The 26,467-nt window shown below is 63.6% G+C and carries 20 protein-coding genes and 1 pseudogene; 11 read left to right on the top strand and 10 right to left on the bottom strand.

Annotated elements, in window-relative coordinates; genetic code table 11:
• Positions 1-10: 10 nt before the first annotated feature.
• The 5 genes from mnmE to G5V57_RS10965 all read left to right on the top strand — a co-directional run bounded on the left by mnmE (position 11) and on the right by G5V57_RS10965 (position 5,734).
• Positions 11-1,333 carry a tRNA uridine-5-carboxymethylaminomethyl(34) synthesis GTPase MnmE gene (gene mnmE, locus G5V57_RS10985; protein WP_165167532.1) on the top strand — a complete coding sequence of 441 codons (1,323 nt, stop codon included), beginning with the start codon at positions 11-13 and terminating at the stop codon, positions 1,331-1,333.
• Between the two features lie 133 nt (positions 1,334-1,466).
• The gene (gene mnmG, locus G5V57_RS10980) at positions 1,467-3,332 is read left to right on the top strand and encodes a tRNA uridine-5-carboxymethylaminomethyl(34) synthesis enzyme MnmG (RefSeq protein WP_165167531.1); all 1,866 of its coding nucleotides are present in this window, start codon (positions 1,467-1,469) and stop codon (positions 3,330-3,332) included.
• On the top strand, positions 3,329-3,967 hold the full coding sequence (rsmG, locus tag G5V57_RS10975) for a 16S rRNA (guanine(527)-N(7))-methyltransferase RsmG (protein WP_165167530.1): 639 nt from the start codon (positions 3,329-3,331) through the stop codon (positions 3,965-3,967). The genes mnmG and rsmG overlap by 4 nt, the downstream gene beginning before the upstream one ends.
• A complete protein-coding gene (locus G5V57_RS10970) occupies positions 3,954-4,784 on the top strand; it encodes a ParA family protein (RefSeq protein WP_305849385.1) in 831 nt (276 codons plus the stop codon). The genes rsmG and G5V57_RS10970 overlap by 14 nt, the downstream gene beginning before the upstream one ends.
• 71 nt (positions 4,785-4,855) lie before the next feature.
• Entirely contained in the window at positions 4,856-5,734 is an 879-nt protein-coding gene (locus G5V57_RS10965) for a ParB/RepB/Spo0J family partition protein (protein WP_371744766.1), read from the top strand.
• Positions 5,735-5,894: 160 nt separating this feature from the next.
• Here the strand turns inward: G5V57_RS10965 and holA are convergent, their stop codons facing one another.
• Genes holA through leuS form a run of 3 tightly spaced genes read right to left on the bottom strand, consistent with a single transcriptional unit; the run spans position 5,895 to position 10,074 of the window.
• Complete coding sequence (gene holA, locus G5V57_RS10960; protein WP_165167529.1) at positions 5,895-6,941, bottom strand: DNA polymerase III subunit delta; 1,047 nt, start codon at positions 6,939-6,941, stop codon at positions 5,895-5,897.
• A 5-nt stretch (positions 6,942-6,946) separates the two neighbouring features.
• Complete coding sequence (gene lptE / locus G5V57_RS10955) at positions 6,947-7,450, bottom strand: LPS assembly lipoprotein LptE (RefSeq protein ID WP_165167528.1); 504 nt, start codon at positions 7,448-7,450, stop codon at positions 6,947-6,949.
• Positions 7,451-7,455: 5 nt separating this feature from the next.
• A complete protein-coding gene (gene leuS, locus G5V57_RS10950) occupies positions 7,456-10,074 on the bottom strand; it encodes a leucine--tRNA ligase (RefSeq protein ID WP_206530303.1) in 2,619 nt (872 codons plus the stop codon).
• Positions 10,075-10,138: 64 nt separating this feature from the next.
• Between leuS and G5V57_RS10945 the strand changes: the two genes are divergently transcribed.
• On the top strand, positions 10,139-10,843 hold the full coding sequence (locus G5V57_RS10945) for a YggS family pyridoxal phosphate-dependent enzyme (protein ID WP_165167526.1): 705 nt from the start codon (positions 10,139-10,141) through the stop codon (positions 10,841-10,843).
• A gap of 92 nt (positions 10,844-10,935) precedes the next feature.
• Here G5V57_RS10945 and G5V57_RS10940 read toward each other — a convergent pair whose 3' ends face one another.
• Entirely contained in the window at positions 10,936-11,298 is a 363-nt protein-coding gene (locus tag G5V57_RS10940; protein ID WP_165167525.1) for a L,D-transpeptidase, read from the bottom strand.
• Between the two features lie 251 nt (positions 11,299-11,549).
• On the opposite strand from G5V57_RS10940, the gene G5V57_RS10935 reads away from it, so the two are divergent.
• Entirely contained in the window at positions 11,550-12,230 is a 681-nt protein-coding gene (locus G5V57_RS10935) for a response regulator transcription factor (RefSeq protein ID WP_165167524.1), read from the top strand.
• 172 nt (positions 12,231-12,402) lie between these two features.
• Positions 12,403-12,906 (top strand): Crp/Fnr family transcriptional regulator, encoded by a 504-nt coding sequence (locus G5V57_RS10930; RefSeq protein ID WP_165167523.1) that lies wholly within the window; start codon positions 12,403-12,405, stop codon positions 12,904-12,906.
• Between the two features lie 3 nt (positions 12,907-12,909).
• On the opposite strand, the pseudogene G5V57_RS10925 reads toward G5V57_RS10930, so the two are convergent.
• Positions 12,910-13,788, bottom strand: a pseudogene (locus tag G5V57_RS10925) (NmrA family NAD(P)-binding protein).
• 84 nt (positions 13,789-13,872) lie between these two features.
• On the opposite strand from G5V57_RS10925, the gene G5V57_RS10920 reads away from it, so the two are divergent.
• Positions 13,873-14,805, top strand: coding sequence for a LysR family transcriptional regulator (locus tag G5V57_RS10920; protein ID WP_165174018.1), 933 nt, complete (start codon positions 13,873-13,875; stop codon positions 14,803-14,805).
• Between the two features lie 36 nt (positions 14,806-14,841).
• On the opposite strand, the gene G5V57_RS10915 is transcribed toward G5V57_RS10920, so the two are convergent.
• From G5V57_RS10915 to G5V57_RS10895, 5 genes are all read right to left on the bottom strand, one after another.
• Positions 14,842-15,654 carry an exodeoxyribonuclease III gene (locus G5V57_RS10915; RefSeq protein WP_246737589.1) on the bottom strand — a complete coding sequence of 271 codons (813 nt, stop codon included), beginning with the start codon at positions 15,652-15,654 and terminating at the stop codon, positions 14,842-14,844.
• Positions 15,655-16,019: 365 nt separating this feature from the next.
• Positions 16,020-16,673 (bottom strand): outer membrane lipoprotein carrier protein LolA, encoded by a 654-nt coding sequence (locus G5V57_RS10910; protein WP_165167521.1) that lies wholly within the window; start codon positions 16,671-16,673, stop codon positions 16,020-16,022.
• 149 nt (positions 16,674-16,822) lie between these two features.
• Positions 16,823-19,372 carry a DNA translocase FtsK gene (locus G5V57_RS10905; protein WP_206530243.1) on the bottom strand — a complete coding sequence of 850 codons (2,550 nt, stop codon included), beginning with the start codon at positions 19,370-19,372 and terminating at the stop codon, positions 16,823-16,825.
• Between the two features lie 147 nt (positions 19,373-19,519).
• A complete protein-coding gene (locus G5V57_RS10900) occupies positions 19,520-21,046 on the bottom strand; it encodes an ammonium transporter (protein WP_165167519.1) in 1,527 nt (508 codons plus the stop codon).
• 31 nt (positions 21,047-21,077) lie between these two features.
• A complete protein-coding gene (locus G5V57_RS10895; RefSeq protein WP_165167518.1) occupies positions 21,078-21,416 on the bottom strand; it encodes a P-II family nitrogen regulator in 339 nt (112 codons plus the stop codon).
• Between the two features lie 218 nt (positions 21,417-21,634).
• Between G5V57_RS10895 and G5V57_RS10890 the strand changes: the two genes are divergently transcribed.
• Together G5V57_RS10890 and G5V57_RS10885 are read left to right on the top strand one after the other, a co-directional pair.
• On the top strand, positions 21,635-22,870 hold the full coding sequence (locus G5V57_RS10890) for an FAD-dependent monooxygenase (RefSeq protein ID WP_165167517.1): 1,236 nt from the start codon (positions 21,635-21,637) through the stop codon (positions 22,868-22,870).
• Positions 22,871-23,035: 165 nt separating this feature from the next.
• Complete coding sequence (locus tag G5V57_RS10885) at positions 23,036-26,275, top strand: glycosyltransferase (protein ID WP_165167516.1); 3,240 nt, start codon at positions 23,036-23,038, stop codon at positions 26,273-26,275.
• Positions 26,276-26,467: the final 192 nt, after the last annotated feature.

The following is a 26,467-nucleotide window of genomic DNA, read 5'->3' as shown; positions in this document are numbered from 1 at the left end:
CGAATCCGAAATGAGTGAAAGTAGTACCATTTTCGCCCTTTCTTCCGGCAGCGGAATGGCCGGCATCGCGGTCATACGGCTCAGCGGAGCCGGGGCATTCGCGGCGGCGCGGAGTCTGGCCGGAGTCCTACCGGCGCCGCGGCAGGCGGCCAGGCGCGCCTTCCGGCATCCGCAGACAAAAGATATCCTGGACGACGGACTGCTGCTGGTCTTTCCGGGGCCGCACAGCTTTACCGGCGAGGACGTGGCGGAGTTCCATCTGCATGGCAGCCTGGCGGTGGTCCGCGCCGTGCTGGAGGCGCTGGGCGGCATGGCCGGCCTGCGCCTGGCGGAACCGGGCGAGTTCACTCGGCGTGCTTTCCGCAATGGCCGGATGGATCTGGTGGCGGCGGAGGGAATCGGGGACTTGATTCGGGCCCGAACCGAAAGGCAGCGCAAACAGGCGCTCCATCATGCGCTGGGTGGTGCATCGCAGGTCATCGAGACCTGGCGCCGGGATCTCATCGCCATATTGGGCCGTGTCGAGGCAGCGGTGGATTTCTCCGACGAGGCGGATGTGGCGCGGGCGACTGTCGCCGATGTCAGGCGACGCCTGGATGACCTTATCGGTCGGATGCGGTCGGCGCTGGCGGAAGCGGACCGGGCCCAGGCGCTGCGCGACGGGCTCAAGGTGGTGCTCGCCGGCCCGCCCAATGTCGGCAAATCCAGCCTGCTCAACCGCCTGGCCCAGCGCGAGGCGGCTATCGTTTCGGCCATACCGGGAACCACGCGCGATGTTATCGAGGTCGCGATGGAATTCTCCGGCGTGCCGGTGATCCTGACCGATACCGCCGGTCTCAGGGCCTCGACCGAGGACGAGATCGAGCGGATCGGCATGGACCGGACCGGCCGGGAACTCGCCGGCGCCGATATCATCGTGTGGATGAGCGTACCGGATAGCCCTTCAGGTCCACCGCCCGATCTCGATTCGGAGACGTTATGGATCGAGAACAAGACCGACCTCGCCGCCGGCATACCAAAGTCCCAGGCGCAATACCGGATCTCGGCCAAAACCGGCGCCGGTATGGCCGAGTTCTTCGCGGCACTGGAGGATCGGGTGCTGGGGATGGCCGCCCATGCCGATTCAGCCGTTCTGATTCGGAGCCGTCATAAGCAGATCTCTACGTCCTGCGTGGAGAACCTGCTGCGTGCTTCTGCTCAGTCGGCGGATCATCTGGAACTGATGGCTGAAGCGCTGCGCGCGGCGGCCTATGATATGGGCCGGCTGACTGGCAGGATCGATGTCGAGGATGTTCTGGATTCGATTTTTCGCGATTTCTGCATCGGGAAATGAATCGGTAACCATGTCCGGCAAGGAATCGGTAACTAAGTCACGGATGAGTCACGATACTTTTGCTTAACCTTGTTTCACGTGAAACCAGTGGATGAGTTTTGACGTTTGGGGCCGGATTAAGTATGAGCGGCGCATGAAAACACATTTCGATGTCATCATTGTCGGCGGCGGACATGCCGGCTGCGAGGCGGCCGCGGCCGCTGCCCGCCTCGGCGCCAGGACCGCGCTGGTGACGCATCGCTTTGCGACAATCGGCGAGATGTCGTGCAATCCCGCCATAGGCGGACTCGGCAAAGGCCATCTGGTGCGCGAGATCGACGCGCTCGACGGGCTGATGGGGCGCATCGCCGATGCGGCCGGTATCCAGTTCCGCCTGCTCAACCGCTCGAAGGGCCCCGCCGTGCGCGGGCCCCGTGCCCAGGCCGACCGCAAGCTCTATCGTCTCGCGATGCAGGCAGCGATCCGCGCGCAAGCGTCGCTCGAGGTCATCGAGGTTGGCGTTTCGGCGCTTTTACTCGAGGACGGCCGCGTCGGTGGAGTCATCGGCGAGGATGGGCGTACCTTCACCGCAGGCGCTGTGGTGCTGACGACCGGCACCTTTCTCGACGGTCTGATCCATCTCGGCACTAAGAAGATACCGGCCGGCCGCGTGGGCGAGCCGCCGGCGCTCGGACTCTCGCAGCAGCTGCGCGATGCCGGATTGAAACTCGGCCGTCTCAAGACCGGTACGCCGGCGCGTCTCGACGGCCGCAGCATCGACTGGGCGCGGCTCGAAGAGCAGAAAGGCGATGCGGATCCCGCCGCCTTCTCGATCCTCACCACGGCGATCACCACACCGCAGATCTCCTGCCATATCACCGAGACGAATGAAGCGACTCACCGCATCATCGCCGACAACCTGCATCTGAGCCCGATGTATTCAGGCCAGATCGAAAGCATCGGCCCGCGCTACTGTCCGTCGATCGAGGACAAGATCAATCGCTTCAAGGACCGTTCGGCGCATCAGATCTTCCTTGAGCCGGAGGGACTCGATGACGACACCATCTATCCGAATGGCGTCTCAACCTCGCTGCCCGAGGATGTGCAGGACGCTTTCCTCAGGACTATTCCAGGCCTCGAGCAGGTGCGCGTGATCCGCCCGGGCTATGCGATCGAATATGACCATGTCGATCCGCGCGAGCTCACGCCCGCGCTCGAAGTGAAAGCCCTCCCCGGCCTTTTTCTCGCCGGCCAGATCAACGGCACGACCGGTTATGAGGAGGCCGCCGCACAGGGCCTCGTCGCCGGCCTCAATGCGGCGCGCCAGGTCTCGGGCCGGAGCCCCGTGATATTCGACCGCGCCGAGGCCTATCTCGGCGTGATGATCGACGATCTCGTCACCAAGGGTGTGTCCGAGCCCTACCGCATGTTCACTTCGCGGGCCGAGTATCGCTTGAGCCTCAGAGCGGACAATGCCGATGAACGCCTCACGCCCAAGGGCCTGGGCCTGGGTCTGGTGGGTGGCGAGCGGGCGCGCATTTTCGCCGGCCGCCAGGCGGTGCTGGCCGGGGCCCGCCAGGACGCGCGAAGCCTCGCCTTGACCTCGGCCGAGGCGGCGAAAGCTGGGCTCAAGGTCAATCAGGATGGCAAACGTCGCTCTGCCCTCGATCTCATCGCCGCCCCCGATGTCGGCTATGAGCGGGTCGCGGCCATGTGGCCGGAATTCGGAAGCCTGCCGCGCTACGCACGCGAGGCGCTCGAGGCCGATGCCCTGTATTCCGGCTATCTGGCGCGCCAGGAAGCCGACATCGTCGCGTTGCGGCGCGACGAGAGTTTGACCCTGCCGGCGAGCCTGGACTACGCGGCCATCCCGTCACTGTCGGCGGAGTTGCGCCAGAAGCTGAACCGGGTACGGCCGCAGTCACTTGGCCAAGCCGCCCGTATCGACGGCATGACCCCGGCCGCGCTCACCGCCATACTCGGCCATGTCCGCCGCTACGCGCTCAAGGAAAGCGCGTGAGCAAGGCAGAGACCGGCAGAGAAGCTGTCCTCAATCGGTTCGGTGTTTCACGTGAATCAGGTCAGCGGCTCGATCTTTATGTGAGCCTGCTGCTCACCTGGCAGGCGCGGATCAATCTGATCGGGCCTTCGACAAGCGACGACGTCTGGACCCGTCATATCGCCGACGCGCTGCAGCTGCTGCCGCTCCTGCCGCGGGATCTCGAGAGCCTGGCCGATCTTGGCAGCGGCGCCGGCATACCGGGGCTGATCCTCGCCATCGCCCTGCCGATCGAGGCGCATCTGTTCGAAAGCAATCTCAAGAAGGGCGCCTTCCTGCGCGAGGCGGCCCGCCAGACGGTGGCCCGGGCCCATATCCACAGCACCCGGATCGAGCATGCGGCGGCCGATGCAGCCAGGATGAAAGTGGGCGCGGTGACCGCGCGGGCACTTGCCCCGTTGCCCAAGCTCCTCGATTTTGCCGCACCTTTCCTCGAAAATGGTGCCATAGGCTATTTTCACAAGGGACAAGATGTGGATGCGGAATTGACCGATGCCACCAAATCTTGGAAACTGCAGCTTGAAAAGCACCCGAGCATGACCGATTCCCGCGGCATGATTCTCGTGGTGAAGGAGGCCCACCGTGTCCGTCGCTGAAAAGTTGCTGCCACAGACATCCACGCCCCGTATCCTGGCGCTCGCCAATCAAAAAGGCGGCGTGGGGAAGACGACGACGGCGATCAACCTCGGCACTGCCCTGGCAGCTGTAGGCGAGACCGTGCTCATCGTCGACCTCGACCCGCAGGGCAACGCCTCGACGGGCCTTGGCGTGGCGCGCCGACCGCAGCAGCGCTCGACCTATCACATGCTAATGGGCGAGGCGGAGCTCCAGGACATCATCGTGAGCTCGGGCATACCGCGTCTCGATTGCGCCCCTTCCACCATGGACCTGCTCGGCGCCGAACTCGAGCTTTCCGAGATCAGCCGCAAGACCTACCGGCTGGCCGACGCCATCCACCGGCTCGATGCCGATCCCAAGGCGCGCCGCTACAGCTATATCCTGGCGGACTGCCCGCCCTCTCTCAATCTCCTGACCATCAACGCGCTGTCGGCCGCCGATGCGGTGCTGGTGCCGCTGCAATGCGAATTTTTCGCGCTGGAAGGCCTGAGCCAGCTGCTCAAGACCGTAGAACGGGTCAAAGGCACACTCAATCCCAGGTTGTCTGTCCAGGGCGTCGTACTCACTATGTTCGACCGGCGCAATTCACTCTCCGAGCAGGTGGCGCAGGATGTTCGCAGCGTGCTGGGCGACAAGGTCTACCAGACGGTCATACCGCGCAACGTCCGGGTGTCGGAAGCGCCATCCCACGGCAAGCCGGTCTTGCTGTACGACCATGAATGCGCCGGGTCCCAGGCCTATATAAGGCTGGCCTCGGAAATCATCCGCCGGGAGCGCGATCTGCGTGCGGCGTAACCGATTCGCAGCCGCAACGAACTCTGTTAAGGTATTGTTAACTATATGATTCGCGCGATTTAGGGGCGCCCATGACCATGATGACACAACCGCAAAAACGCCGGCTCGGCCGTGGCCTCGCAGCCCTCATCGGCGACGATACGACGGAAGACGCGGTGATGGAGGATGCACGCAGCCTCCGCCATCTGCCGATCGAGTTCCTGCACGCCAATCCCAACAACCCGCGCAAGCACTTCGCCGACAGCGATCTCGAAGACCTGACGCGCTCGATCCGCGACAAGGGGCTTCTACAGCCTCTGGTGGTGCGTCAGCGCAACAACGGTGAATACGAAATCGTCGCCGGCGAGCGGCGCTGGCGAGCGGCGCAGCGCGCCGGGATACATGAGGTACCGGTGCTCGTCCGCAACCTCACCGACGGCGAGGCGCTGGAGATCGCGCTCATCGAGAATATCCAGCGCGCCGACCTCAACGCGCTGGAAGAAGCCCGCGCCTATCAGCAGCTGATGGATCAGTTCAGTTACACGCAGCAGCAACTCGCCGATTCGGTCGGCAAGAGCCGCAGCCATGTCGCCAACACGATCCGCCTGCTCTCGCTGCCCGAAAGCGTGCGCCGTCACATCGAAGACGGCGCGCTCACCGCCGGCCACGCACGCGCGCTGGTCGCTACAGATTCGCCGCACGAGCTCGCCGAGAAGATCATCGAGCTCGGCATGACGGTTCGCGAGGCGGAAGGCCTGACGCGCAGCGAGGCCGAAGCCAAAGGCAAGCCCGCCGCCGCCAAGGCGCACAAGGACACCGACACGCTGGCGCTCGAAAAGCAGATTGGCGAAGTGCTCGGCCTCAAGGTCGAGATTGTCAACAAGGGTCGTGCCGGCGGTACGCTCACAGTGCGCTACAAGTCGCTGGAGCAGCTCGACGACGTGTGTAACCGGCTGGTGAGAACGTCGTAGATTGAGGCCTGTATTCGCAACTTGAGGTGCGACCCGACCTCATGCCGGGGGAGCCTCGAAGGGTTCATTGAAATAGACTTGCTCTATCCTGATCGATGCTTCGAGACCCGGCTGCGCCGGGCACCTCAGCATGAGGGTCTATTGTCCCTCCGCGTACGGATCAATTTCTTGTATTGTGGCGGTGCTGCAACGCCAACCGCGCCAGCGACAGGAAAGCGCGGTGAGTGATCTGATCGTTGAGCGCCGACAGGATCGTGGTGCGGGTGTCGCGCGTCGCCCGGCCGATCATCTCGGAAGCGGCAAGCAGCGATTCGCCATCCCACAGAGCAACCTGGCGCTGCAGCACCGGCTGTTGTTTGTAAAAAATCGGGGGCCGCGCCTGGCGCACCGCCATTTCGGGCGACTTGCCGCGCTCTACGTCGACCCGGAGCCGGGTTAGCCGGGCGGCATGATTGGCCGCCATGGCGAGAAGCCCGGCGCCGCTCTGGCCCGAATCGCGCAGGCGCATAAACGCCTCATCGGCATCGGCGAGCGCACCGTCGAACACCGCGTTCAACAGGTCGTCGACCGACAAATCGGCGACATCGCCGCACACCGCCTCGACATCGGCCAGCGTCACCCGGGTCCTGCCATGGCAATAGAGCGCCAGCTTGGCGAGCTCCTGACGCGACATGCGGCGATCGGCGCCCAGCAGGTCGATGAGCGCCTGGCGTACCTCCAGATCGGTGGCGAGGTCCTTGGCGTCGAGTTCCTCGACGATCAGGCGCTCGAGATCGACCTCCGAATCCTCATAACAGGGCACGATCCACAAATGAGCGGCGGGCTCAAAGAGGCTGCGCAAGGCCGCCGTTTTGGCGAGTACGCCGGCCTCCGCCACGACCAGATTGCCGGGCCGGTCCGCCACCAGCAATGGCACCGCCTTGGCAAATGCGCTGCCGGCATTCTCGACCCAGACGACACGGCGGCCGCCGCCGAAGGACAGAGCCTGCGTCTCATCGACGAGCCGCGCCGGGTCGCCGGCGAGATCGCTATCATCGAGCCGGATGACCGCGAAAGGATCGTCGATGCTGCCGGCTATCGAGATCACGAGCTGGCGGGCGCGCTCGCGCACGGTGCCGGCGTCCGGGCCATAGATGAGAACCGCCCCGGCCGTATCGGCGTCGCGACGCAGAAAACTGTCAAGGCCGGTCCATTTAAGGATCGCCATGGCCGCTAGCGCGAGAAATAAGCCGCGACCCGGGTGCGGATATCGAGGGCGATCTCGCGGGCGCCACGCTCGATCGCATTGGTCCGCGCCTGCATATCGGAGAAGGACTGCTGGACATCATCATAGGAAACATTCGAGAATGTCGTGCCCTTATAGACGACCTTGCCCCCCGACAGATCCTTGAGCTGGAAGCTCGCGATGACCCTGATCGTCAAGCGCCGGGCCTGGCGCGCATCGGAGGAATTCTCGATCGACCTGTCATCGACGGCATTAGCCGCGATATCGAGTCGATAGCGGTCGGGCGCCGCCGTGCCCGCCGGCCGCATCGTCGACAAGAGCTCGTTGCGGATGAGCTGGTCAAGACGCGACTTGGGTTCGGGAATCGCCACCGAGGCAAGGTCGCCGGCAACACCCGAAGACACGCCGTCAGTGCCGTAAAGCGGCCGGAAGCCGCAGGCGCCGAGCAGCAGCAGCAGCGGGAGAACAACCAGGATCCGCCAGGGCTTCATGACTCTCAACCGCTCACCACATTGGCAATACGATCCGGAACGACGACGACTTTCCGTACGGGCTTTCCGTCGAGCGCGCGCTTCACATTTTCGAGCGCCAGGACCGCCAGTTCCACTTTCGCTTGCGGCAGGCCTTTCGGCAAGCGAATTTCGTCCCGCCGCTTGCCATTGACTTGCACCGCAATCGTCACTTCGTCCGAGGTCGTCAAAGCCGGGTCGGCCTTGGGCCAGGGCTGGTCGACCACCAGGGTCTCGTGGCCCAGCACAAGCCAGCATTCTTCCGCCAGATGCGGCATCATCGGCGCCATGAGGACGACAAAGGTCTCGCCCGCCTCGCGCAAGGCGAAACGCATGCCGTCCGAAAGGTCGTTCTTCTGCAACGCCGCGGCGAGGGCATTGGCCAGCTCATAGATGCGCGCGATGCCGCGATTGAAGCGCAGACCGTTCAGGTCTTCGGTCATGGCCGCAATCGCCATATGGGTGGCGCGGCGCAATTCCAGCGCCTCGCCGGCGACGCCCTCCGGCACGGCGGTCCCCTTAGGGGCGCCTTTCTGTTGGACATCCGCCACAAGCCGCCAGACCCGCTGGGTAAAGCGCCAGGCGCCCTCGACGCCGGTCTCGGTCCATTCGATGTCGCGCTCGGGCGGCGTGTCGGACAGAACGAACCAGCGGGCCGTATCGGCGCCGTAACGCTCGATGATGGCTTCCGGATCGACCACATTCTTCTTCGATTTCGACATCTTCTCGATGCCGCCGGCAAGGATCTTCTCGCCGGTCTTGGCATGCACGAAGCCGTCGCCCTGATGCACCACCTCGGCGGGCAGGACCCATTCGCCGGCCTCGGTCTTGTAGGTCTCGTGCACCACCATGCCTTGCGTGAACAGGCTGGCGAAGGGCTCTTTCATGTCGAGATGGCCGGTCAGCGTCATGGCGCGGGAATAGAAGCGCGAATAAAGCAGATGCAGGATCGCATGTTCGACGCCACCGATATATTGATCGACCGGCATCCAGTATTTGGCTTCCTCGCGGTCGACCGGCACGTCGGCCCCGGGCGAGCAGAAGCGCGCGAAATACCAGGAAGAGTCGATGAACGTATCGAAAGTGTCGGTCTCGCGCCGGGCCTTGCCGCCGCAGGCCGGACAGGTCGTGTCCTTCCAGGTCGGGTGATGCATCAGCGGATTGCCCGGTTTATCGAAGGTGACGTCCTCGGGCAGCGTCACCGGCAGGTCGTGTTTCGGCACCGGCACGACACCGCAGCTGGCACAGTGGATGACCGGTATCGGACAGCCCCAATAACGCTGGCGCGACACGCCCCAGTCGCGCAGGCGGTAGTTCACCTTGCGCTCGCCGATACCCATGACTTCCATGCGCGTGGCAATGGCCTCCTTGGCCTCGGGAACGGTCATGCCGTCGAGGAAATCGGAATTGATCAGGACCGTATGGTCGCCCTCCTTCTCCAGGAAAGCCTCGTTGCCAACGGCGAATTGATTCGGATCCGTTCCCTTGGGCGCCACCACCGGTATGACCGGGAGGCCATATTTGCGCGCGAAATCGAGATCGCGCTGGTCATGCGCGGGACAGCCGAAAATGGCGCCTTCGCCATAGCCCATCAGCACGAAATTGGCGGCATAGACCGGCAGGCGCACATCCTTGCGGAACGGGTGGCGGGCGTAGAGCTTGAGCGGGAAGCCCTTCTTCTCGGCGCGTTCGATCGTTTCCTCGCTGGTGCCGAGCGCGGCAACCTCGCGGCGAAACTCGGCGAGGCCCGGAATCGTCGGCTCCAGCTCGCGGCACAGCACGTGGTCGGCCGAGAGCGCGCAGAAGCTCGCGCCAAAGATCGTGTCGTGACGCGTTGTATAGACGGTGAGCCTGTCTTTGAGCTCGCGACCGGTCTCGTCCTCCAGCACGAAGGAGAAGCGCATGCCTTCCGAGCGGCCGATCCAGTTGGCCTGCATCAGGCGCACCTTCTCCGGCCAGTTGATGAGCCCGTCGAGCGCCCTGAGCAGCTCCTCGGAATAATCCGAGATTTTCAGAAACCACTGGGCCAGCTCGCGCTTCTCGACGAGGGCGCCCGAGCGCCAGCCGCGGCCATCGATCACCTGCTCATTGGCGAGCACCGTCTGGTCGACCGGATCCCAATTGACCATGGAGACCTTGCGCTCGACGAGCCCGGCCTTCATGAAATCGATGAACATCGCCTGCTCGTGGCGATAGTAGGAAGGATCGCAGGTGGCGATTTCGCGGCTCCAGTCGAGCGCCAGGCCGAGCGATTTGAGCTGGGCGCGCATGGCCGCGATATTGTCATAGGTCCAGGATTTGGGATGCACGCCGCGTTCGATGGCGGCATTCTCGGCCGGCATGCCGAAGGCGTCCCAGCCCATCGGATGAAGCACATTGTAGCCGGCGGCGCGGCGGAAGCGGGCCAGCACGTCACCCATGGCATAATTACGCACATGGCCCATGTGGATGCGGCCCGACGGGTAGGGAAACATTTCGAGCACGTAATATTTCGGCCGCGCGGGATCGTGGCGCGCCTCGAACGCGTGGCTGTCGGTCCAGGCTTTTTGCCAGCGCGGCTCGGTCTCGCGCGGATTATAACGTTCGGTGCTCAAAATCGCTCTCATCCAGTTGGGCGGTTTGGAAGTACCAGCACTTGCAAAGCCCCGCAAGCCGCGTATATCGCGGGCCATGAGCCGCCATCCCGCCCATCTTGACGTCGATTCCGACCATCCCGGCCTCGCCCAGGTGCGCCAGCGCATTGCGGTCGCCGCCACGGAAGCCGGCCGGCGCCCGGCAGACGTCACCCTGATCGCCGTCAGCAAGACTTTCGAGGCTCCGGCCGTCGAGCCCGTCATCGAAGCCGGCCAGCGGGTCTTTGGCGAGAACCGGGTCCAGGAAAGCAAGCTCAAATGGCCGGAGCTCAAATCACGCTATGGCGGCATCGAACTGCACCTGATCGGCCCCCTGCAGACCAACAAGGCGGCCGACGCCGTGGCGCTGTTCGACTGTATCCAGACTCTCGACCGCGAGAAACTGGCGCGCGTGCTGGCGGACGAGATTCAGCGCCAGGGCCGTTCACCGGAGCTCTTCGTCGAGATCAATAGCGGCGAAGAGGAGCAGAAGGCCGGCATCCGGCCCGGCGAAGCGGAGCGTTTCATCGCCTCCTGCCGCGATACTTACGGGCTCGCCATTTCAGGGCTCATGTGCATCCCGCCCGCCGATGAGGAGCCTGCCCTCCATTTCGCCCTGATCGAGACGATCGCCAGGCGCAACGGCGTGACGAAGCTGAGCATGGGCATGAGCGCGGATTTCGAGACGGCGATCCGCTTCGGCGCTACCCATGTGAGGGTCGGCTCGGCCATCTTCGGCGAGCGCGCCAAGAAACTCGCTTAGAACGCCCTGACTGATAAATGTGGTCGGAATCTCGAGTTTAGTGCGTGATCGGGCGGTAAACCGGTATCCAATTTTCCTGATCAGGCGCTTAACTACCAGACCTTTATCCGGGTGTTCGGTCCGCAGAGCTGCAATATCTTGCGCATGTCGCGCGCAGTGACGGCGATGCAGCCGGCGGTCGGCCCGCCCTCCGGATCGGTCAGATGAAAGAACACGGCACTACCGAAGCCGCGGATGCGCGGCAGGTCGTTATGACCGAGGATGACCACCACGTCATAGAGATGATCCTGGCGCCAGAGCTCCTCGTGGCTCGCGGGGTAAGGCAGCTTGACGAAGCGGTTGTAATTGCGGTCCTCGGCCGCGTCGCACCAGCCGTCGTCTCCCGCCATGAAACGCAACGGCAGGCCGCTGCGTAAACCCCAAGACGAATCCCTCCGCGCCAGAATTCGCCGCATCGGCCATACTCCCCGCGGGGTGGCGCCGTCGCCTTCGCGTTTCAGCCAGCGCCGTCCCGATCGAGCTTGCAGGGGACTCGGAGGTTACCGGCAAGCAGAATCCCGTCCTGGGACGCGGGCGTCAGGCCCATGACATGAAGCAGAGGGAGGAGACGGTTCACCACAGGGCGCGGGGCTTTTCAACAGGGGACCAGCCCCTTAAAACACCAATTCAGGACGGGAGCAATATAGCAGGCATGGCAGGGACCAGCATGGCCATACGCATTCTCATCATCGATGACGATGATGTCTTGCGCGACACCTTGAAGGAGCAGTTCGCTCTTCAGGAGGAATTTACGGTGAGCGATGCCGCCACCGCGACCTCGGGCCTCAAGCAGCTCAAGAGCGAGCCCGCCGATGTGGTGCTTCTCGACGTCAACCTGCCCGATATGGACGGTCGCGAGGCCTGCAAGGCGATGCGGCGCAACGGCCACAAGGGCCCCATCATCATGCTGACCGGTCAGACGTCGGATTCAGATACGATCCTCGGCCTTGATGCCGGGGCCAATGACTATGTCACCAAGCCGTTCCGCTTCGGCGTGCTGCTGGCGCGCATCAGGGCGCATCTGCGCCAGCACGAGCAGAGCGAGGACGCGGTGTTCCGGGTCGGGCCCTATACGTTCAAGCCGTCGGCCAAGCTTCTGATACGCGACGACGCCAAGAAGGTCCGGCTCACCGAGAAGGAAACCGCGATCATCAAGTTTCTCTATCGTGCCGGCGAGCAGGTGATCGGACGCGACACGCTTCTCCACGATGTGTGGGGCTACAATGCCGGCGTCACCACTCACACGCTGGAAACTCATATCTACCGGCTGCGCCAGAAGATCGAGCGCGATCCCTCGCATGCCGAGATCCTGGTGACGGAAGCCGGCGGCTACAAGCTGGTGCCCTAGGCATCCCGCGCTAGGCGGCGACTGAACTTTTCTAGCCGACGTGGTACTGAGGAAGAGGGTGATTCGCGTTTTCGCGCATGATCAGAAAAAGTGGGTGCCGGCTTCCGATCACGCGCTAAACTAAAGGATCGATCACATTTATCACTTCAGGTCGGACCGATCTGAGGTAATCGTGATCCAGGGGATCAGCGCGCCGACCATGAATGTCAGGGCAAACGCCGAAAGCTTGAGGCAAATTCCGCTCTTCGCGGAATGCGATCCGGCACACCTGCAGGTCATGGCCTTTGCCGGCGAGCAAGCACGCTTTGCCGCCGGCCAGGAAATTTTCCGCATCGGCGGCCAAGGCGCCTCGGCCTTTCTCATCTTGTCCGGTGAGGTGGATGTATGGGTGAACGCGGGCGATAAGCGTGTTCCCGTGGCGCTCGCCGGGCCCGGCGCGTTCCTGGGTGAGCTCGCGATGATCGCCGGTCTCGACTATTCGCTCAATGCGACGGCCAGGACCGAGGTCACCGCCACCCGCATCAGCCGGGACATGTTCATGCGCGTGGTGGGCGAGTTCCCCGATTTCGGCGCCCATGTCATGGCCGCCCTGTCGCGCAAGCTCGCGGGGTCGGTCGACGACTTCGACCGCGTGCGCCACCTCTTCGAGCGCGCGGCCTCGTTCCCGCGCCGCTGAGGATCAGCGGCCGGCTGGTTCAAACGTTGCGATAACGCGCTTTATCGCCGTCGTCAGAGAAATCGTGCCGCGTCGGTGCTCGCTGTCGTTCTGGTGCGTGAACAGGCCGTTGGCGATTCCCTCATACATGCCGAGCAGCGCGCTCGCCACCTCGCCAGGAACGCCTTCCTCGGCAAGCAGCGCGGCGCGGCGCTCCGGCGGGACCGACATCGGCACTACCGGGCGGCCGAGAGCTTCCGCGAAGGCCGACGCCACATCGCCGGCGCTCCAGTCTTCCGGCCCGCCCAGCTCCACGACCCGCTTCCCGGTCCATTCCTCGCCCAGCAAGGTTGCCGCCGCGCGCCCGACATCGATCGTGCTCACCATCGGGATTTTCTGAGATGGATCGAGAAAGGTCGGCAGCACGCTTTCCGACATTACAGTTGCCGCCACCTCGCCCCAGGTCTCGACAAAATAGCCTGACCGCAGGAAGGCGGTCGCCGGTGCTACCTTTTCCAGCCGTGCCTCGAACTGGTTGAGGGTGGCGATGACGCCGGTGCCGGAGGCATGCTGCGCTCCGACGGACGACAGGACAACGGCCTTCGGCAGGCGCGCCCGCCGTGCCGCGTCGGCCAGCGCCGCGCCGACATCTTACGTGCGCGCATAGGGATCACCGCTCACCGGCGGCGGATTGATCAGGAATGCTCCCGCCGCGCCCTTCAGCGCATCGACCATAGTGTCGGCATCCTCGAGGCTGGCGACGGCCACCTCCGCGCCCAGGGCTGTCCATTTTTCACCCTGCTCCTTGCGGCGCAGGACGACACGCACGGCTTCGCCGCGCTCGATGAGCGCGCGTGCCGCCTGGCCGCCGGCCCGTCCATTTGCTCCAAGCACGACATACATGATCTGCCACTCCGTCTGCTCGCTCGATAAAGTAACGATAGGCGCGGCTTTCCATGCGTCCAATGCATGCCGTATATAGTCAGCATGCGCGAAGTGGATTTACGTCGGATCGACCTCAACCTGCTGGTGGCGCTCGAGGCGCTGCTGGACGAGAAAAACGTCACGCGGGCCGCCCACCGGCTCGGCATGAGCCAGCCGGCCGCGAGCCGTGCCCTGGGGCGATTACGCACGCTGTTTTCGGACGCATTGCTGGTCGATGGGCCCGGCGGCTACATCCTCAGCTCCCGTGCCGAGGAGGTTCGCCCCCTGCTGCGCAGGATACTGGCAGGTGTCGGAGAAATGTTGGAAGCGAACTCGTTCGATCCTGCGACGGCGACGGGGCGAATCCGGCTTCTGATGCCCGATCTTCAGGCCGCCGCGCTCACGCCGCATTTGCTCGCCCTGCTCGCCCGCGAGGCACCGTCCCTCGATCTCGACATTATCGCGCCGGACACGAACGGGTTCGAAGCGCTGGAGAACGGTGTCGCGGATGCGATGGTGGCGCTGATCGACGAAGCGCCGGCCGGCATCCACCGACGCCGCCTCTATGACGAGGAACTCGTGACGCTCATGCGGGCGCAACACCCTGCGCTCGCCGGAAAACTCACGCTCGACAGTTTTTTGGCGCTTGAGCATATCGTGGTGAGCGTCACCGGTGTCTGGCCTGCACCTGTCGATGAGGTGCTTGCGCGGATGGGGCGGACGCGACGGGTGAAGCTGCGCGTGCCGAACTTCTTCGCGGCGGTCGAGATCGCCGCTCGCTCAGACCTCATCATGACCTTGCCCACGAGCCTGGCACGAGCCGCCGCCAATATGAGGCGCTTCGTTTCGTTGCCGCCTCCCTTCGATCTTGGACGTTTCACGATGAGCCTCGCCTGGCACGCGCGCCAGCAGGACGCGCCCAGGCACACATGGTTGAGACGTACCATTGTCTCGGCGGCGATGGATATGTCAGCGGTGGTTGAAGGGGAAAGCTGAGGCCGCCAAGCGGGCCGCGGTGCAAAGCGACAGCGCTCAGCTGAGCCCGACCGTCGCCATCACCGGGACATGATCCGAAGGCTGCGTCCAGCCGCGCGCCTCGCGCAGGATCTCGATCCCCTTGCTGCGCTTCGCCAGATCGGGTGTCGCCCAGATATGGTCGAGCCGGCGGCCGCGATTGGACAACTCCCAGTCATGGGCGCGGTAGCTCCACCAGGTATAGACTTTCTCCTCGGCCGGGATGTGCTGGCGGATCAGATCGACCCAGTTGCCGGCCTTCTGAGCCTGGATGAGGCCCGTCGTCTCCACCGGTGTGTGGCTGACGATCTTCAGCAGCTGCTTGTGCGACCAGACATCGTTTTCGAGCGGCGCGATATTAAGATCGCCGACCACGATCCCGTGATGTTTCTCGGGCACCGAGCCGTTGCCGAACCAATGCTCGAGCTCGGCGACGAAATCGAGTTTGTGGCCGAATTTCTCGTTGATGGTGCGATCAGGCTCGTCGCCGCCCGCCGGAACATAGAGATTGTGGATGATGATCGGCTCGCGCTCGCCGATCACGGCGGCGATGTGCCGGCAATCCTGCTTCTGGCAGAAGGAACGCACCGCGATCTGGTTGAGCGGCAGGCGCGAGACGATGGCGACGCCATGATAGCCGGCCTGGCCGGACTCGGCGATATGCGTGTAGCCGAGTTCCTTTAGCGGGGAGGAGGGAAACTGGCCCGGCGGACATTTGGTTTCCTGCAGGCACAGGACGTCAGGGCTGTGTTCCTTGAGCAGGCGGCAGACCAGACCGATGCGCAGGCGGACGGAATTGATGTTCCAGGTGGCGATTTTGAGCTTTTTCATGGGGGCCCTCATGCCTTGCGGGCGGGGCCTGAGGCAAGAGGGCAAATAAATTGGGCGCCCGGTTCGGGGTCCGGGCGCCCGGCGCCTCGTGCGCAATTGCGCCGGGAGGGGAAAACCGGCGCGTGCAGCAGATCCTTCATTTACAAGCGGGGGGGCGTAAATGAGGATTTGGCCCGCTGCACAACTGGATAATTAGATAGTCCGTGCCCGGATTTCAATGCCCTGCTCAATCACATTCAGGGGAGCAGATATGCCCAATTTACGGGGCGGCAACGTCGGAATGCCAGTCACAGAAATTGCACATTTCGCCTAAGAACTTGAATCAGCGTGGATTCCACATCCAGTGCGGCTTATTCGCCCACCGCTCAATTGCGTCTGTCTTTCAGGCGACGGACTTGGATTGAAAATAATTTAGGATCGGCCTTGACGCCGGTGACGATGTTTTCGAGCGAAACAGTCGTCCGCCGGCCCTGCCCGTCGACAACCACCCACTGTTGCAGCTCCTTGCGGTTGTCGTCGTAAACCAGGATCAAATGGCCGGGCACGGTCTTCTTGCGATCCTGCAAGGTGATGGTGGTGAGCCCGTCCTTGGTGTCGACGCCGAGGATATTCGCTTCCTGCAGAAGATCGATGTCGTCATCAAGCACCAGGCGGAGCGGTGTCTGCGAGAGAGGATATTCCTCGAATTTCTCCTTCTCGCGATTCTTGATCGTCACCCAGGTACCGTCCGACACGATGATGAAGGGGTTGGGGGCGGCATATTCGAACCGCATCTTGCCGGGCTTGGCCAGAACGAAAACGCCCTTCGACACATTGCCCTTCGAGCTCACCTGCGTGAACTCACCCTGAAGGGTCCGGAATCCCTGAATATAATTGGCGACTTCCTTCACCCGAGCCGACTGGTCGGCGGTGAGGTCGTCGGATTTCGCCGCACCGGCGGGACCTGCGACCACGATCATGGCGCCGAGGGCGGCCGCGGCGGCGAGGCCGATAAAATTCCTGCTGAAGAGTTTCTTCACAATGGGTTCCCTTCGTTCTATTGCCGCTATTCCCCCAACAACGGGGCGCTTTTGCGGCGCTCACCTGCGCTATTCGGACCTAAGCCTAGGCCTGTCGGCTTGCGCGAAACCGGCGATCAGCCAGCCGGCTCTCCTCAGAGCATGATCCCTCAGGCCCGGGCACTGTCGCCCGGAACCAGGATTTCGCGTTTGCCGGTGGCGTTGGCGGCCGAGATCAGGCCTTCCTTCTCCATGCGCTCAATGAGGCTCGCGGCTTTATTGTAGCCGATCTGCAGACGGCGCTGGATATAGCTGGTGGACACCTTCTTGTCGCGCAAGACCACTGCGACAGCCTGGTCGTAGAGATCGTCGCCAGAGCCGCTGCCTTCGCCGGAACCACCCGAAGCCCCCGGCTCACCATAGGCGCCCTCTTCCGGCTCCTCGGTGATCGCCTCGATATATTCCGGGGCACCCTGCCTCTTCAGCGAGCGCACGATCTTCTCCACCTCGTCGTCCGAGACGAAGGGACCATGCAGGCGCGAGATGCGTCCGCCGCCCGCCATATAGAGCATGTCACCCTGGCCCAAGAGCTGCTCGGCGCCCTGCTCGCCCAGAATGGTGCGGCTGTCGATCTTCGAGGTCACCTGGAAGGAAATGCGGGTCGGGAAATTCGCCTTGATCGTGCCGGTGATGACGTCGACGGACGGACGCTGGGTCGCCATGACGACATGGATGCCGGCGGCGCGCGCCATCTGCGCCAGACGCTGCACCGCGCCTTCGATGTCCTTGCCCGCCACCATCATGAGATCGGCCATCTCGTCGATGATGACGACGATGTAAGGCATCGCCGACATATCCATTTCCTCGCGCTCGAAGATGGGCTCGCCGGTCTCCGGATCGAAGCCGGTCTGCACGGTGCGCGACATCGCCTCGCCCTTCTCGCGCGCCTGCTCGAGCCTGGCATTGAAGCCGTCGATATTGCGCACCCCGACCTTCGACATCTTGCGGTACCGGTCTTCCATCTCACGCACCGCCCATTTGAGCGCCACCACCGCCTTGCGCGGATCGGTGACGACCGGCGCCAGGAGATGCGGAATGCCTTCATAGACCGAGAGCTCGAGCATCTTCGGATCGATCATGATCAGCTTGCAGCGGTCCGGCGTATGGCGATAGAGCAGCGACAGGATCATCGTGTTGATGCCGACCGACTTGCCGGAGCCGGTGGTGCCGGCGATGAGCAGATGCGGCATGCGCGCGAGATCGGCGAAGACCGGCTCGCCGCCGATATTCTTGCCAAGCGCCATGGCCAGGTTCTGATTGGTCTTCTCGAACGCCTCGGAGCCCAGAAGCTCGCGCAGATACACGGTCTCGCGCTTCGGGTTGGGCAGCTCGATGCCGATGGCATTGCGCCCCGACACGACGGCGACGCGGGCCGAGATGGCGCTCATCGAGCGCGCGATGTCGTCGGCGAGGCTGATGACGCGCGAGGATTTGATGCCGGGCGCGGGCTCGAGCTCATAGAGCGTGACGACCGGACCCGGCCTCACATTGACGATCTGGCCCCTGACGCCGAAATCCTCGAGCACGCCTTCGAGCGCCCTGGCATTCTGCTCCAGCACCTCCGGCGACAGGTCGACGGCGCGGGTGTTCTTCTTTGGCTCGGCAAGAAGCGTCAGCGCGGGAAGCTCGTAATCGCTGGCGGCCCGCTGCTTCTTGCCGGGCTTCGCCTGCTTGATGACCGGATCGGCGCGCGGGCTGACCCGGCGCGAGGCCGCGACCGGCGCCTCGTCCATGTCGTCCTCGACTTCTTCGTCGATCGGCTCGCCCGCTGCCTGTTCCTCCTCCAGCTCGATGTCGATGTCCTCTTCCGCCTCGGCGGCAGGCAGCTTGAGCCAGGGCGGGTTGTCCTGCCTGTCGTCGACTTTGCGCCTCGTCTTGCCGGCGCCATCGAGACGCGGCTCGACGCGCGCCTGCGACTTGCGGGCGGGAGCTGAAGCAGCGGCCTGGCGCGCCTGGAAGGCTTTGTCCTGCGCCTTCAGCTCGCGATGCATGCGCCAGCGCTGATAGAGATTACGCAGCAAGCCCCACAGGCTGTGGACGCCACAGCGGATGTAATAGCCGATTGCCGCCGACAATGCGCCGTCCGAGCGGGTCAGTCCCACCGCCTTGGCGCCGGTCAGGACGGCGCCGGCGCCGAACAGCGCGGCGGCGACGAGCGATGCGAAGAAACCCTTGAAGCCGAGATTGAGCACGGCGAGCAGCGCCGATTTCAGCACCTCGCCGGTCTGGCCGCCGAAACCCGCCTCGAGCGCGAAAGCCTGCGGCGCCGGCATCATGGCGAGGAAGGCGGAGAAGCAGATGACGAACAGGATCCAGGCAAAGACGGAACGCACCGGACGGATGACCGGATGATGCGTCATCAGCCGCATGCTCCACAACAGGGGCAGCGCCATCACCGCGATGACGCCGAGGCCGAAAAGCTGCATGAGCTGGTCGGAGATCACCGCGCCCGGATAGCCGAGCAGGTTGCGCGGCTCGCCGTCGATGGCGCGGCTGAAGGACGGATCGGCCGGCGACCAGGTGGCGAGCGCCACGCCGACCGCGACGCACAGCGCGAAGCTCAGGAAGCCGATGAACTCCATCAGGCGGTTACGCAGGAACCGGCGTATGGCCGCCGGTACGGCACCGTCGTCCGTGTCGATTGGTTGCTCGATTGCCATGCGCCGGCCCGCCATGGAGAACCCCGTCTGCGTGATAAGAATGGTTAACGCGGAGTCTGGCGGGACGTGGTTAAGGTGGCGTTAAATGCATGAGAAAAGCGGGGCTTTCCGGGCCCCGCTCCACAACTTTCGAGGAGTACTACCGGGTCAGTTATAGGCGCGCTCGCCATGCGACGCGATGTCGAGGCCCTCGCGCTCCTGGCTTTCCGAGACACGCAGGCCCGTGACGGCCTTGCATACCATCAGCGCGGCAAAGCTCACCACGCCCGACACCACAATGGCGGTTAGCACCGCGACGATCTGCGCCGTCATCTGCGCGCCGAAGGCATACTCGGCGACCTTGGAGGACGTATCGAGGCTGAGATAGTCGGTGACGCCCATGCCGCCCAGCGTCGGATTGACGAATATGCCGGTGAGGATGGCCCCGACAATACCGCCGACGCCGTGAACGCCGAACACGTCGAGCGAATCATCATAACCGAACTTCGCCTTCATCCAGACGACGGCCCACAGGCAGACGAGGCCGGCGATGATGCCGATGATGATGGCCGCCGCCGGCCCTACCCAGCCGCAGGCAGGCGTGATGGCGACGAGTCCCGCCACCGCGCCCGAAGCCGCGCCGAGCAGACTCGGATGGCCGCGTGTCACCCATTCGCCGAAGGTCCAGGCGAGTGCGGCGGCGCCGGTGGCGATCGTCGTGTTGAGGACGACGAGAGCGGTGAGGCCGTTCGCCTCGAGATTGGAGCCGGCATTGAAGCCATACCAGCCGACCCAGAGCAGCGCGGCGCCGATCAGGGTCAAAGTGAGGCTGTGCGGCGCCATGGCGTCCTTGCCGTAGCCGACGCGCTTGCCGAGGACCAGCGCGCAGACGAGGCCGGCGATGCCGGCATTGATGTGCACGACGGTGCCGCCGGCGAAATCGATGGCGCCCCAGTTGAAGAGCCAGCCATTCGATGCATTCACAGCCGCGCCGTAATCGGCGAGCACTGCGGCCTTTGCCGCATCATCGGTCGCGGCAGTGAGACGGCCGAGGAAATCCGCCGCCGCCTGCTCGCCGACCGCCGCCTTCACCGCGTCGATATTGTCGGACGAGAGCGTGTAGGCGTCCGGCCCCGCCCAGAACCACACCATATGCGCCATCGGCAGATAGGCGAAGGTGAACCACAGGACGAGGAAGAGCAGCACGGCGGAGAACTTCATGCGCTCGGCGAAGGCGCCGACGATAAGCGCCGGCGTGATCGCCGCGAAGGTGAGCTGAAACATCACGTAGGTGAGCTCCGGCACATAGACTTCCTTCGAGAAGGTGGCGGCGAGCGTGGTGATGTCGACGCCGGCGAGAAAGAACTTTGACAAGCCGCCGAAGAAGGCTGTGCCGCCGGTGAAGGCGATCGAATAGCCGTAGATCACCCAGAGAATGCCGATGAGCGAGAAGCAGAGGAAGACCTGGGTCAGGACCGACAGTACGTTCTTGGCGCGCACCAGGCCGCCATAGAAGAGAGCGAGACCCGGTATAGTCATCAGGATCACCAGTATGGTGGCGATGAGCATCCATGCCGTGTCGCCCTTGTTGACGGTGGCGGCGGCTTGCGCCGCGCCGCCCGGGAGGAGGCCGGCCAGCGCCAGGCCGAGTGCGGGCAGGGCCAGCCTGCGCCGTGAAAACGCACGGAGTGTCATCGCATGATCCTTCATCTGGAAATTCTGGGTCTCACAGCGCATCGTTGCCGACCTCGCCGGTGCGAATACGCACCGCCTCTTCGAGAGGGAGCACGAAGATCTTGCCGTCGCCGATCTGGCCGGTCTCGCCGGCCCTGCGGATGGTTTCGACGACGCGCGGGCTCAAGGCGCTGTCGATGGCGATCTCGATCTTGACCTTCGGCACGAAGGTCACGGCATATTCGGCGCCGCGGTAGAATTCGGTATGGCCGCCCTGCCGGCCATGGCCCTTCACTTCGGTGACGGTAATCCCCTGGATCCCGATCGAGGCCAGGGCCTCGCGGACCTCGTCGAGCTTATGGGGTTTGACGACGGCAATAATATACTTCACGCGCCCACCTCCCTGATGTTGCAGCGCAGCAGGCAAATCAAGTTCCGTGCCAGATTCTTGCGGCCCGATAACTCATTGATAATGCTGTGACTTATGGAAATTGATCGAAGGTCCGCCACTTAGAGTTGATGAAAAATCATGCAGACCGGCCCGAACGACTAATAAATGTGCAGACGCGATAGCTTGACGATCCCGCCATAAGCTGGCTTCTCATCGCCATGGACAAAGCCGACATTCTGATCGCGGGAGCGGCCCTCAACGGACTTGCGGCGGCCGTGGCGCTGGCCGGGCCGAAAGCGCTCCGGCCGCTCGACATCCTGATCCTCGATCAGGCCGATCCGACCAAATACGCGCGTGACACGTTCGACGGCCGCGCCTCGGCCATCACCGCCTCGTCGCGGCGCATGCTGGACGCGCTCGGTGTGTGGGAGGCGATCCTTCCCCATGCCCAGCCCATGCGCGACATCATCATCACCGACTCGAAGCTCGGCGCCACGGCGCGACCGGCGCTGCTGCATTTCGGCGAGGAAGATCACGGCGGCGAACCCTCCGCCCACATGGTCGAGAACCGCCATCTCTATGGCGCGCTGCTCGACGCGGCGCTCGCTTCGCCGACGGTCCGGTTCAGGACGGACACGCGCATCGCATCCTACAGCTTCGGACCGGGATTTGTGAGCATCGGCACCGAAGCCGGCGATATCGCCAAGGCTTCGCTTCTCATCGCCGCCGACGGCCGCGCCTCCCCCGCCCGCAAGGCGGCCGGCATCGCGACCTCTGGCTGGTCGTATGACCAGACCGGCATCGTCACCACCGTCGCGCATGAAAGGCCGCATAACGGCCGCGCCGAGGAGCATTTCCTCCCCTCCGGCCCCTTCGCCATCCTGCCCTTGCCGAACAATCGCAGCTCGCTGGTGTGGACCGAGCGCAGCGACGACGCCAGGCGCATCATCGCGCTCGACGATCAGGCCTTTCTGGCCGAGCTCTCCCGCCGCTTCGGCGGCCATCTGGGCGAGATCGAAGTGGTCGGCCCGCGCCACGCTTATCCGCTCTCCATGCAGATCGCCCAGTCCTTCACGGCTGAGAGGCTGGCGCTTATCGGCGATGCGGCGCATGTCGTCCATCCGATCGCCGGGCTGGGCTTCAATCTGGGGCTGCGCGATGTCGCCGCTTTGGCGGAGAGCATCGCCGAGGCGGTGAAGCTCGGCCTCGATCCGGGATCGGCCTCCGTGCTCGAAACCTATGCGCGCTGGCGCCGCTTCGACACGGTGATTACGGCGATGGCGACCGACGGACTGACCAGGCTCTTCTCGAACGACAATCCGGCGCTGAGGGCGTTGCGTGGCGTCGGCCTGCGCGCCGCCGGCAGCGTCGGGGCGCTCAAAGGTTTCTTCATGCGCGAAGCGGCGGGCGAGACCGGCCATGTGCCGAAGCTCTTGCGGGGCGAGGCGGTATAGTTCGCGCAAACGAATTCAGCTTATCCTCGACGCGCCGCCCGTCATGCCATAGCATTCGAGGGCACGCGAATTGAGGACATGAAGAGCTGTGGAGACTCGTCTTCGTCAGGCTTCGCAATCGCTGAACGCCGACGGTGATCTCTCTGCGCAAAGGCTGATGAGGTGATGAGCGAAGTCATCGTCCAATTGGGTCAGCACACCGTTGCGATCGAGCTGCCTCATCATCTGCTCAGCGCTGGCCTTCTCACCAGCCTGAAGCGTGATGCGACCTTCTCCGGTGGCGATGAAAGGATCGTCGTCCGTGACGCAGGTGATCGCAGCTACGTGCTGACGGGCGATGGTGGGCTGAGGGAGGCTGGACTGAAGCGCGGCGACGTGCTCGAGCGCCTGCGCGCCTGTCTCGCCACCCGGCTCGCGGAAAAAGCAGGCGTTCCGATACTGCGCGCCGCCGCGGTGAAATGGGGCGACGGCGCCGTGCTCCTCGCCGGTCCTGAGGCCTGCGGAAAGTCATCGCTCGCCGCGTGGTTCGTCGAGAAGGGTTTCGCGCTCATCGCCGATGACCAGGTCGCCGTCGTCGATGACGCCGGGTCGGTCGGTGGTTATCCGGCGCCCTTCACCTTTGCCGCCGATGCCGCCGCTCATCTGGTCGGGCTTGCCGAGTTCGGCACGGCGCCCATGGCCCGTACCGCCGCGCAGATTCATGTTGGTATCAAGGACTCCTGGCGCGCCGGGGACGATGCCTGTCCCTGCGGGATGATCATTTTTCCCCGCTATGTGCCGGATGCGCGCGCGCGTATCGAAAAACTCAAAACTGCTTCCGCCGCGCGCCTCGTCAAGGCGCAATTGCAGTCGCCACCCCTGGAAACGGATTACTGGATTGTCGAACTGGCGCGGGACACACCCGCCATCGCTCTCACTTATTCCGACTATCGGCAGATTGATGGTCTGCTCGATCGGCTCGTCAGGCTCGTGATCGATGAGAAACTGTCACCTGATGCGTTGGACCGGTTCGTCTCCGGAATCGGACGCTCCGACCCCGCATCTACACGCCGCCATCCCGTTCCTGAACGCAGCACGCGGCGGTTCTCGCCCTTCATGACGATCGGCATGGCGACCTATGACGACTATGACGGCGTCTATTTCAGCTTGCAGGCCATTCGCCTCTACCATCCGGAGATCCTCGAAGAGGTGGAGTTTCTGGTCATCGATAATCATCCCGACGGACCGTGCGGCGCGGCACTCAAGGATCTCGAGAAGGATGTCGCGAATTTGCGTTACATCCCCGCCGACGATGTGACCGGAACGGCCGTGCGCGACCGCGTCTTCAGCGAAGCGGGCGGCGAATTCGTGCTGTGCATGGATTGCCATGTGCTGCTCGCGCCGGGCAGCCTGAGGAAGCTCATCGACTATTTCCGTACGGCGCCTTCCAGCATCGATCTGATTCAGGGGCCGATGATCTCCAACGATCTCACGAAGGTCAGCACTCATTGGTCGGAAGGCTGGCGGGACGGCATGTTCGGGCAGTGGGCCAAGGATCTCGGCGGGCTGGAGTCCGACGGGCAGCCTTTCGAGATTCCTTTGCAGGGTCTCGGGGTCTTTGCCTGCCGCCGACGCGCTTGGCCCGGTTTCAATCCGGCTTTCCGCGGCTTTGGCGGCGAGGAAGGGTATATCCATGAGAGATTCCGGCAAGCCGGTGGCCGCACGCTGTGTATGCCGTCATTGCGCTGGCTGCATCGCTTTGGCCGGCCGATGGGAGCGCCCTATCCCAATAAATGGGAAGACCGGATCCGCAACTATCTCATCGGCTTTGACGAGATCGGCTGGGATAGCGCGGAAATGCACAACCATTTCCGTGAGCTTCTGGGATGGCAGAAAGCCGACCGCATCTTTGCCACCATCCGCAAGGAGCTGGCCGTGCAATCGGGCGATGACAAAAGTCCCGATTCTGTGAGATCGGACGTTATTGACGATGACGAACCCTACGATCTGAACGAGGCGCGGCTGCGCTTCGTCGCCGAAGTCGCGGTGCCGATCCTGCTCGATAACTTCGCCTTCGAATCCGTAGCCTGCATCGGGCGCGGCTCCGGGATCTGGGCGCGCGAATTTTCTCGCCTCGGCATTGCATCGGCGCACGATGAGAGGGAAGGGGGCCCGGACGCCCGTGCGGCTGATCTCGTCTGCTGTTTCGAGCCTCCTGGCGTCTCTTCGGCGACGCAGGGCAAGCAACTCGTCTTGCGGCTCACTTCTATCGCGCCGGTCATCGTATTCGCTTTTGCGCGACCGGAAGCTCGCGGTGCGATCGATACAAACCGGCTGCGCGCCTCCTGGACTACACTCTTTACGCGCCGCGGATATAGGCCCGTGGATTGCTTGCGTCCGGCGCTGGCCCGCGATCCCCGCGCCGACGATCACTATCAGCGGAATCTTATCGTGTTCAGCCGCAATGCGGCCGTGCCGAAGGCAAGGCGGGCATCTGCCGTCTTGGCCGCGAGCGGCGAGACAGGCGTGTCCGTCATCATTCCCGTCTATAATGGCGCGGCGTACCTCGCTCAGGCGATCGAGAGCGTGCTTCTGCAGACGCACGGCAAATTCGAGCTGATCGTCGTGAATAACGGATCGGTCGATTCATCCGGCGCCGTCGCCGAAAGCTATGCGCGAGTCGACAAGCGCGTCCGTGTCATCCACCAGGAGAATGGTGGCGAAGCGGCTGCCTTCAATCGGGGAAGCGCCGAAGCGCGATTCGCGCTGCTGGCCCGGCTCGATCATGACGATGTGGCCCTGCCGGAAAGACTGGCGCTGCAGGTTGCGTTCATGGAGAGGAACGAAGACATTGCGGCTCTTGGCGGCAGCCTGCGGTATATCGATCGCGAGGGAAAGCTCACGGGGAAAACAGCCTCCTATCCACTCACCGCCGAGGCCTGCCATGCGGCGCTCGAAAATGCGACCGTCGGCCCGATCGGCAATCCTGCGGCCATGATCAGGAAAGCGGCGTTCGAGCAGTGCGGCGGTCTCAGGAGGCAATTCGACGTCGCGAGCGATTTGGACCTTTGGCTACGTCTGGATGAACGCTTCAAGCTGGCAAATCTGGCCGATGCGCTCGTCGACTATAGGTTGCATGGTGATAATTCTTCAATGACAAGGCGGTTCTCTCTGGTGTTGAATGCCCAGATCGCCAAGCAGTCGGCGTTGCTGCGTCGGTGTGGCGAGCCGGATCCCGTCAATGGCTGGGCCAGGCTCGAGTTCGAGCATTTGCGCACCTTCCCCATGCAGGATGAGGAGAAAACGCAGACCTATTGTGAGCTGTTCGATGCCGCTCTGAAGAATTTCGCAGCGACCGAAAATACGGAATACCTGAGGCTGGCGGACGAATGCCTGTCGTGGATTCCTACCGCTTCCTCAGTCTAGCGAGCGGAAAAGACGCGGAAATTTCAATATTTCATTGTCAGGCGGGGTTAATCTTTTCCATTTCCGCTGTGATCAAAATGCAACGCCGCGGAATTTTCTTGTTGGCGGCGAGCAACCGCGCATCATTCCCCATGGGAAACGATCGCGATCTCCGGTAAGTTCATCCATCGCACACCAACTGGCAGTCGGGGG

The sequence above is a fragment of the Nordella sp. HKS 07 genome, from assembly GCF_011046735.1.
In the GTDB taxonomy this organism is placed as follows: Bacteria; Pseudomonadota; Alphaproteobacteria; order Rhizobiales; family Aestuariivirgaceae; genus Taklimakanibacter.
Note: the sequence above shows the minus strand (reverse complement) of the source record. Positions and strands in the feature narration are given on the sequence as shown.